General features: G+C 64.1%; 7 protein-coding genes. 6 read left to right on the top strand and 1 reads right to left on the bottom strand.

Annotated elements, in window-relative coordinates:
• Window positions 1-518 precede the first annotated feature (518 nt).
• The 6 genes from ACXJL8_RS27150 to ACXJL8_RS27125 are packed head-to-tail and all read left to right on the top strand — an operon-like array spanning window position 519 to window position 6,402.
• Window positions 519-1,631 (top strand): BMP family ABC transporter substrate-binding protein, encoded by a 1,113-nt coding sequence (locus ACXJL8_RS27150; protein WP_456623280.1) that lies wholly within the window; start codon window positions 519-521, stop codon window positions 1,629-1,631.
• Entirely contained in the window at window positions 1,628-2,740 is a 1,113-nt protein-coding gene (locus tag ACXJL8_RS27145) for an ABC transporter permease (RefSeq protein WP_456623279.1), read from the top strand. The genes ACXJL8_RS27150 and ACXJL8_RS27145 overlap by 4 nt, the downstream gene beginning before the upstream one ends.
• A 1-nt stretch (window position 2,741) precedes the next feature.
• Window positions 2,742-3,668 (top strand): ABC transporter permease, encoded by a 927-nt coding sequence (locus tag ACXJL8_RS27140; protein ID WP_456623278.1) that lies wholly within the window; start codon window positions 2,742-2,744, stop codon window positions 3,666-3,668.
• Between the two features lie 25 nt (window positions 3,669-3,693).
• On the top strand, window positions 3,694-4,377 hold the full coding sequence (biuH, locus tag ACXJL8_RS27135) for a biuret amidohydrolase (protein ID WP_456623277.1): 684 nt from the start codon (window positions 3,694-3,696) through the stop codon (window positions 4,375-4,377).
• Entirely contained in the window at window positions 4,374-5,906 is a 1,533-nt protein-coding gene (locus ACXJL8_RS27130; RefSeq protein ID WP_456623276.1) for an ABC transporter ATP-binding protein, read from the top strand. Before biuH ends, ACXJL8_RS27130 begins: the two co-directional genes overlap by 4 nt.
• Window positions 5,907-5,916: 10 nt before the next feature.
• The gene (locus ACXJL8_RS27125; RefSeq protein WP_456623275.1) at window positions 5,917-6,402 is read left to right on the top strand and encodes a nucleoside deaminase; all 486 of its coding nucleotides are present in this window, start codon (window positions 5,917-5,919) and stop codon (window positions 6,400-6,402) included.
• Between the two features lie 190 nt (window positions 6,403-6,592).
• Here ACXJL8_RS27125 and ACXJL8_RS27120 read toward each other — a convergent pair whose 3' ends face one another.
• Entirely contained in the window at window positions 6,593-7,699 is a 1,107-nt protein-coding gene (locus ACXJL8_RS27120) for a hypothetical protein (protein WP_456685900.1), read from the bottom strand.
• Window positions 7,700-8,045 lie beyond the last annotated feature (346 nt).

Here is an 8,045-nt window from a genome sequence, read left to right as displayed (position 1 = left end):
TGCTGAGATAGATGCGGGTCAGCTTGTCGGCGTCTTCCGAGATTCCACCAAGCTCATTGATCCGACGCACGATCTCTTCGCCGAGCGACCCCTTCTGAACGGCGTTACGAGCATCCATCTCGGCGAGCTTTCCTCTAGGGCCGCGGCAGCGGCGGCCCGGCTACAATCGATACAAGTTCGGTGCCAGCAAATCACGAGGCCAGCGCCCCCTCGGACCGGCGCGTGGTTAGCATGAATGCGGGTAGCCGGCAGATCGTCCAGCCCTCGTCATGCACATGCGTGAGCGGTTAAGACTGCTTAACTCGATTGCATACAATCAGGAAATGCTGCCCACGCTTTAATCTGCTGATTTCCTAATCAAGATTCTTGATCTCTATATAATAATTATATTTCAATAGCTTAAATCGGAATGACTGCTTCGTAGCCTCTGGCACGAAGATTGCGACATCTTGTTCCGGGCTCCGCCAGACCGGCGCAGCCGCGAGATTAAGGCGGTTCACCCGCCAAGGGAGCAACCAATGGATTTTGGCAGGATTTCACGACGGCATTTGTTGCAAGGCAGCGCAGCCCTCACCCTCGGGGCGGCGGTCGGCGCCCGCCCGGCTTTCGCGGCCGAGACGACCATCGGTTTCATCTATGTCGGCTCGCGCGATGACTACGGCTACAATCAGGCGCATGCGCAGGGCGCCGCAGCGCTGAAGAAGATTCCCGGCCTCAAGGTCGTCGAGGAAGAGAAGGTGCCGGAGACGGACGCGGTCGAGAAGACGATCGAGTCCATGATCAATCTCGACGGCGCCGCCCTGCTCTTCCCGACCTCGTTCGGCTACTACAATCCGCACATGATCAAGATGGCCAACAAGTACCCGAAGCTGCGCTTCGAGCACTGCGGCGGCCTCTGGTCGGACAAGGATCCAAAGAACGCCGGCAGCTATTTTGGCTATATCGACGAGGCCCAGTACATCTCGGGCATCGTCGCCGGCTATACTTCCAAGAGCGGCAAGCTCGGCTTCGTCGCCGCGAAGCCGATCCCGCAGGTGCTGCGCAACATCAATGCCTTTGCGCTCGGCGCCAAGCTCGCCAATCCCAAGGCCACCACGCAGGTGATCTTCACCGGCGACTGGTCGATGCCGGTCAAGGAAGCCGAAGCGACCAACAGCCTGATCGACCAGGGCGTCGATGTGCTCACCTGTCATGTCGACGGTCCGAAGACCATGGTCGAGAACGCTGCGCGCCGGGGCGCGTTTGTCTGCGGCTACCACGTCAACCAGTCGCCACTCGCGCCGAAGGCCTATCTCACAGGCGCCGAATGGAACTGGGAAGCGCTCTATCCGAAATTCGTCAAGATGATCGGCGCCGGCGAGAGCATCCCGAATTTCTATCGCGGCGGCCTCAAGGAAGAGATCGTCAAGACCTCGCCCTATGGCGAGGCGGTCTCGGCCGAGGCGCGCAAGCATGCCGACGACGTCAAGGCCAAATTCCTGTCCGCGGAAGGCTACGCCATCTTCAAGGGAGGGCTGGTCGACAACAAGGGCAAGACGGTGATCGCGGCAGGCACCGATCGCGGCCAGAAGGATCCCGAACTGGAGAAGATGGACTATCTCGTGGAGGGCGTGATCGGAGCGACTTCGTGACAACGGAAGCGGCGGATCCCACTGAGGCGGTCGGGGCGATTGCCCCGGCCGCCGATCCGGGATTTCTCCAGCGCCACGGCGCGACAATTGAGTATATCCTGATCCCGGGCGCGGCGCTGGCCGGCGCGCTCGTGGTCTTCGGCATCTTCGTCGCGATGTTCGGCAAGAACCCGCTCGATCTCTATTTCTATATGTACTACGGCGCCTTCGGCACCTGGTTCTCCTGGCAGAACACGCTGACGCGTGCTGCGCCGCTGATCCTCACCGCGCTCTGCACCGCGCTGCCCGCGCAGCTCGGCATGGTCATCATCGGCGGCGAAGGTGCGCTCCTGATCGGAGCGCTGACGGCGACGAGTGCGGCGCTGGCGCTCCAGGGCATGCCGCCGCTCATCGTCCAGATCGCCATGGTCTGCGCCGGCGTGATCGGCGGCGGCCTCTGGATCATGCTGTCGGGCGCGCTGCGGCAGTACCGCGGCGTCAACGAGACGATATCCAGCCTGCTGCTCGTCTACATCGCACTCGCCGTCCTCAACCATCTCGTCGAAGGCGCGATGCGGGATCCCGCGAGCCTCAACAAGCCGTCGACGCGCGAGATCGGCGCCGCCAACATGATCGGCTCCATCCCCGGCACCGACGTGCATTGGGGCCTCGTCTTCGGCCTGATCGCCGCGATTGCCGCCTACATCCTGATCTATCACACCGTGTTCGGCTTCGCCGCGCGGGTGGCCGGCGGCAACATCCGCGCCGCGAAGATCGTCGGCCTCGGCGTCAGCAAGCTGATCCTGACCATCTGCTTCCTCGCCGGCGGCGCCGCTGGCCTCGCGGGCATGGTCGAGGTTGCAGCCGTGCAGGGGCGCACCAACGCCAACCTCGCCGCCGGCTATGGCTTCACCGGCATTCTCGTCGCCTTCCTGGCGCGGCAAAACCCGCTCGCCATCATCCCCGTCGCGATCCTGCTGGGTGGCATCAGCGCCAGCGGCGGCCTGTTGCAGCGCCGCCTGGGATTGCCCGACGCGTCCGTGCTGGTGCTCCAGGGCATCATCTTCGTCTTCGTGCTGGCCAGCGATGCGCTCTATGGCCGCATCGGATTTTTGAAGGGAAAATCCTGAGATGGCAGACGGATCGATCGGACTCTGGACCGTTCCGCTCGCCGTGCTCGGCGGCGCCATTCGCGTCTCCACGCCGTTCCTGTTCGTGAGTCTCGGCGAATGCATTACCGAGCGCTCCGGCCGCATCAATCTTGGCCTTGAAGGCACGCTGGTGATGGGCGCGATGAGCGCGTATGGCATCTCCTATCTCACCGGCTCGCCATGGCTGGGTGTACTTGCCGCCGGTGTCACCGGCGCGCTGCTGGGCGCGCTGCATGCCGGCATCTGTTCGCTGCCGCGCGTCAACGACATTGCCGTCGGCATCGCCTTGATGCTGTTCGGCACCGGGCTCGCCTTCTATCTCGGCAAGCCGCTGATCGAACCGACCGCGCCGCGGCTGCCCGCGATCGATTTCGGCTGGTGGAGCGATATCCCGCAGCTTCGCGCGGCGCTACGCATCAATGTGATGTTCCTGATCGGCATGGCGCTGGCCCCGATCCTGTACTGGGCCTTCCGCACCACGCGCTGGGGTCTGTTGATCCGCACCGCCGGTGAAAGCTCGGATGCCGCGCGTGCCATGGGCTACTCGGTGCTGCTGATCCGCCTGCGAGCGACCATGGTCGGCGGTTTCCTCGCCGGCATCGGCGGCTCCTTCCTGTCGCTGTTCTATCCGGGAAGCTGGAACGAGGGCCTGTCATCGGGCCAGGGCATCACCGCCGTGGCGCTCGTGATCTTCGCCCGCTGGGATCCCCTGCTCTGCCTGTGGGCTTCCCTCGCCTTTGGCGGCGCCGCAGCGCTCGGGCCGGCACTGCAATCGGTCGGCGTCACCTCCGGCTATCACCTCTTCAACGCCGCGCCCTATATCCTGACGCTGGCGATCATGATCATCACCTGCTCGCCGAAGCGGACGCTGACCGGTGCGCCCGCCGAACTCTCGATCACACGGTAACACGCGGCACGCAACGAGGTCGTCCATGCCCGAGCGCACCATCAAGTCCGAGCCCTATGCCTGGCCCTATAATGGCGATCTCCGTCCGGAGAATACCGCGCTCGTCATCATCGACATGCAGACCGATTTCTGCGGCGTCGGCGGCTATGTCGACAAGATGGGCTATGACCTCTCTTTGACGCGGGCGCCGATCGAGCCGATCAAGAAGCTGCTCACCGCGATGCGCGCCCAAGGTTTTCACATCATCCATACCCGCGAGGGCCATCGCCCCGATCTGTCCGATCTTCCCGCCAACAAGCGCTGGCGCTCGCGGCAGATCGGCGCCGGGATCGGCGATCCCGGCCCTTGCGGCCGCATCCTGGTGCGCGGCGAGCCCGGCTGGGACATCATCCCTGAGCTGGCGCCACTCCCCGGCGAGCCCATCATCGACAAGCCCGGCAAGGGCTCGTTCTGCGCCACCGACATGGAGCTGATCCTGCGCGTGCGCGGCATCGAGAACATCGTGCTGACCGGCATCACCACCGACGTCTGCGTCCACACCACAATGCGCGAGGCCAACGATCGCGGTTTCGAATGCGTGCTGCTGCACGACTGTTGCGGCGCGACCGACAGGAGCAATCACGACCACGCGCTGAAGATGATCAAGATGCAGGGCGGCGTATTCGGCGCGGTCTCGACCTCCGAGGCCTTCATCGGAGCGATTTCGTGATCATCGGCGAGACGCCACCACCGTCGGGCGCCTTCGGCGTCGACGCCATCGCCATGACCATGCGCTTCGGCGACTTCCTGGCGCTGGACAATGTCGAGTTGAAGGTGCGTCCGGGGTCGTTCCATGCGCTGCTCGGCGAGAACGGCGCCGGCAAGTCGACGCTGGTCAAGTGCATCATGGGCTACTATCACGCGACCGAGGGCGACATCATCGTCGGCGGGCGCGAGCAGGCGATCGGCAATCCGAAGGACGCTCACGCGCTCGGCCTCGGCATGGTCTACCAACATTTTACGCTGGTGCCGGCCATGACGGTCGCCGAGAACCTGGTGCTCGCCCGCGACGACGTGCCGGCTGTCGTGGACTGGTCGAAGGAGATGAAAGAGCTCGAGGCGTTCCTGGCGCGGATGCCGTTCAAGGTGCCGCTCTCTGCAAAAGTCTCCGACATCTCGGCCGGAGAACGGCAGAAATGCGAGATCCTCAAACAGCTCTATCTGAAGCGCCGCTTCCTGATCCTGGACGAACCGACCTCGGTGCTGACGCCGGCGGAGGCCGACGAGGTGCTCGGCATGCTCCGCGACATGGTCGTCAGAGGCGAGCTGACCATCCTGATGATCACCCACAAGTTCCGCGAGGTCATGGCGTTCGCCGACGACGTCACCATCCTGCGCCGCGGCAAGCTCGCCGGCGCCGGCAAGGTCGCGGAACTCACGCCGGACGCGATGGCACGCACCATGATCGGCGCCGAGGAGTTGACGATCCAGCCGCCCCGCACCGGCGAAGCCGGCCCGGCCAAGCTGGAACTGAGCAAGATCCGCGCGCTCGACGATGCCGGCGCGGTCGCCGTGCATGGCGTCTCGCTCACGGTGCGCGCCGGCGAGATCGTCGGCATTGCCGGCGTCTCCGGCAACGGCCAGCGCCAGCTCGTCGAAGTGCTGGCCGGCCAGCGCGAGGCCGAGAGTGGCGAGATCCGCGTCGCTGGTGACCCCTATCACGCCAGACGCGAGCAGATGCGGCGCCACAAAATGTCGCTGCTGCCCGAGGAGCCGCTGAAGAACGCCTGTGTCGGCGGCATGAGCGTCGCCGACAACATCGCCTTCCGCGAGTTCGATCGCGCGCCCTTTGCCAGCGGCGGCTGGTGGCTCAACCGCAGCGCCTTCCGCGACGACGCGAAGAAGAAGATCGGGCAGTACAAGATCAAGACCCGCACGCCGGATACGCCGATCTCGGCGCTGTCAGGCGGCAACGTCCAGCGCGCTGTGCTGGCGCGCGAGCTTGGCGGCGACGTCGAGGTGCTGATAGCGGCCAATCCCTGCTTCGGCCTCGACTTCGCGGCGGTGGCGCAGATCCACGCCGAGATCATGGCCGCGCGCAACCGCGGCGCGGCGGTACTGCTGGTTAGTGAGGACCTCGACGAACTGCTCGAACTCTCCGATCGGCTGGTGGTGATGTTCCACGGTGAATTCGTGTATGAAGCACGGACCAGCGACGCCGATCTCACCGTGGTCGGCCGGCACATGGCGGGCCATTGAGCGCATCCTGATGGACGGCGGAACCGAACGCGACGAACACTTCCTGCGCCTGTCCTTCGCGGTTGCCCGCCGTTCCCTCACCCATGGCAATCATCCCTTCGGCTGCATCGTCGTCGATGCGGCCGGCAAGGTGCTGATCGAGACCGAGAACGGCTACATGCCGGATCATGACGGCACCGCGCATGCCGAGCGCCTCGCGGCAACGCAGGCCTGCCGTACGCTGAGCCGCGAAGCGCTCGCCGGATCGACGCTCTATTCCTCCGCCGAGCCCTGCGCGATGTGCGCCGGCGCGATCTACTGGGCGGGCATCGGCCGCGTGGTCTACGGCCTCAGCGAACACCGCCTGCGCGGCGTCACCGGCAACCACCCGGAGAACCCGACCCTCGACCTGCCCTGCCGCGAGGTCTTTGCCAGCGGCCAGCGGCCGACGGAGGTGGTCGGGCCGCTGCTCGAAGACGAGGCCGAAGCGCTGCACGACGGCGTCTGGACGAGGTAGGCGCGCTCCAAGAATTCAGACGCGTAGGGCGGGCAAAGCGAAGCGTGCCCACCAATAGCCGACCGTCTGCAGAGATGGTGGGCACGGCGCATTGCGCCTTTGCCCACCCTACACCCTACACGTTCACAAACGCCAATGGCGCCGCGGGACATGCGCGGCGCCATTGCTGTAGCTTGGAGACCTCGATCGATCAGAACTTCACAGTGACACCGCCGTAGACCGTGGATTCGGTGCAGCTGTTGGTGCTTTGGCCAGTCGCGGCGATGGTGCAGACGCCGGGCATGGCGTTGTGGTCGAGGCCGAACTTGTTCTGCCAGTAGCGGTAGGCGACCCAGAGATCGACGAAGTGCGAGTACTTGTCACCCCAAGCGGCCTTCGAAGCGTCGAAGGTCAATCGGATCGGTTCGCTGTTCAACTCGACCTTGGAAGCAGTAGAGAACCGGCCAGGGCCGGAGAGTGCGGGAAGGCCGTTCGAGTCGCCCTTCGCTCCATACCAGCCGGCGCGGCCGCTGATCGACCAGAACTGCATGTTCGGCGGCAGGAAGCCGAGGTCCATGTAGTAGTTGATTTCGACGGCCCAGGTCGGCTTGTAGCTGACGTTGCCGTCCGAGTTACAGGTGACGCCCGGCAAGCCCGGTCCAAACAGGCCGCACTGGGTGAAGGCATTGTGGTTCAGGAACTCGTAGTACACCAAGGGCGCGACGTTGATGTAGCCCTTGTAGGGAAGGTCGAAGGCGAACTGCAGACCGGCGACAACGTCGCGCTTGGCGGGCGCCAGGAAGTTGTTCTCGGTGTTGGCATCCATGCCGACTTCGAACGAGATGTTGTGCAGCGGCCCCATGGTGAAGGCCTTGGTGTTGAAGATCTCGTTCCAGCCGAAGGTCGAGCGGAACAGGCCGTAGATCTCGGTCGCACCCGCGCAGTCGCTGGCGGTGCCGCCGATGTTCACGCCCGGCGCGACGCAAGGGCTGGCAGGGTCGTTATGACCCGACTTGAACATCGAGATGGTGAAGAAGTTGGTGCCGTAGGCCCAGAGGTCGAAATGGGTGAAGGAGTAGACCTGCTTGGCGGTGGTGCCGTTGATGCTGCCGTCGGGACGGACGCTCCACATGCCGGGGTCGGTGCCCTTGGGCATCCAGGAGAACGTGACGCGGTTGTCGATCACCAGGAAAAACGGGAGATCARCCGCCTTCTTCGCGGCCTTGACGGGCAAATCTGCTGCCTGAGCCAGGCCAACGGTGGCGAGCGTAGCAAGTGACAGCGCCGCCGCTGCAATTGCCCTGAAACGAAACGACATCCTGAATACCCCCAAGTTTGGACACGTAAAAATGAACGTCCCTTGGGTGCGACACTTGCGCCGATCTCCCGGAGTGAGAAGCCTCAACTTTTTTCAAGGCATGCCGCTTGTTTCGGCAGCGGGCGGCACTTCGCCGCGGGATTTCGAGGTTTTTTCGCGTTGCCCTCAGGTGCAAGCGGCAAGGCGACGACGGCTATTGCTGAACATCCCCGTTTGATTTCGTTCGTCTTTTGCGTCGATCAAACGGCACGGACACGATCGTCCGCGACGATCGTCATTGCGGTCCGTCATTGCATACGCGTGATGGTGCGAGTTTGCTCAACTTCACGTCAGGCCTGCATAGCGG

This window comes from Bradyrhizobium sp. P5_C11_2, from assembly GCF_054049755.1.
Note: the sequence above shows the minus strand (reverse complement) of the source record. Positions and strands in the feature narration are given on the sequence as shown.

Excerpts from the sequence above, each read along its gene's own strand:
- ACXJL8_RS27150 (WP_456623280.1), top strand. The coding sequence starts at position 519 with ATGGATTTTGGCAGGATTTCACGACGGCATTTGTTGCAAGGCAGCGCA.
- ACXJL8_RS27140 (WP_456623278.1), top strand. The coding sequence starts at position 2,742 with ATGGCAGACGGATCGATCGGACTCTGGACCGTTCCGCTCGCCGTGCTC.
- biuH (WP_456623277.1), top strand. The coding sequence starts at position 3,694 with ATGCCCGAGCGCACCATCAAGTCCGAGCCCTATGCCTGGCCCTATAAT.
- ACXJL8_RS27125 (WP_456623275.1), top strand. The coding sequence starts at position 5,917 with ATGGACGGCGGAACCGAACGCGACGAACACTTCCTGCGCCTGTCCTTC.